The sequence below is a fragment of the Micrococcus sp. HMSC31B01 genome (genome assembly GCF_001816085.1).
Lineage (GTDB): Bacteria > Actinomycetota > Actinomycetes > Actinomycetales > Micrococcaceae > Micrococcus > Micrococcus luteus.
Genome location: NZ_KV825463.1, coordinates 1 through 833, shown reverse-complemented (window position 1 = coordinate 833; position 833 = coordinate 1). Strand labels below are relative to the sequence as shown.

Sequence of the window (833 nt, the reverse complement as noted above, 5' to 3'; positions counted from 1 at the left end):
CGGGCCCGCCGAGGGCGTCCTGCGGGCCGGGGACGAGGTGATCGCCGCCGAGGGACGGCCCGTGGCCGACCTGGAGGCCGTGCGCGCCGCCGTCGGGGCCGCGGGGCCCGACCCGGTCACGCTGACGGTCCGCCGGGACGGCGTGGAGCAGGACCTCGAGGTGCCCGTGGCGGCCGCCCCCGAGGGCGCACCCCAGCCGTGGCAGATGGGGGCCCTGATCGAGTCCGCCTACGACGTCCCGGTGGACGTCGAGCTGACCGTGCCGGACATCGGCGGACCTTCGGCGGGTCTGATGTTCGCGCTCACCGTGATCGAGCGGCTCACCCCGGGGGCGATGACGGGGGGCGCCCCGATCGCCGGAACAGGCACGATCACGGGGGACGGCGTCGTGGGCCCCATCGGCGGGATCCCGCAGAAGGTGCGCGGCGCCGCCGAGGCGGGGGCCACGACGTTCCTCGCCCCCACGGCGAACTGCGAGGAGCTGGCCGGCCGTGTGCCCGAGGGTCTGACGGTGTACCCCGTGGACACGCTGGGCCAGGCCCGCGACATCGTCGAGGCGGTGGCCCGGGGGGAGAGCCCGGCCGCCGCCCGGACGTGCGGCTGAGCCGACGCACACCAGGACCACCAGACCACCAGACCGGACGACATGTCCGGGGCGCAGCGCCCCGGACCGGAGCAGAGCCCCGCGGACGCGGGAGGGAAGAGGACAGAGCAGTGAGCTTCGGACAGGGAGGCGGCGGACCGTTCGGCGGCCCGCCCCGTGACGGCGGCGGGACCGCCGGGGGACAGTCCGGCCCGTTCGGGGCGTTCGGCCCCTTCGGCGGCGCCCCGCG

1 protein-coding gene is annotated in these 833 nt (G+C 77.4%); it reads left to right on the top strand.

Features of this window, described 5'->3' with window-relative positions; all coding sequences use genetic code 11:
• Window positions 1–604 (top strand): S16 family serine protease (locus HMPREF3105_RS13630; protein ID WP_246830389.1); only part of this gene is annotated, 604 nt, incomplete at its 5' end.
• Between the last annotated feature and the right edge of the window lie 229 nt (window positions 605–833).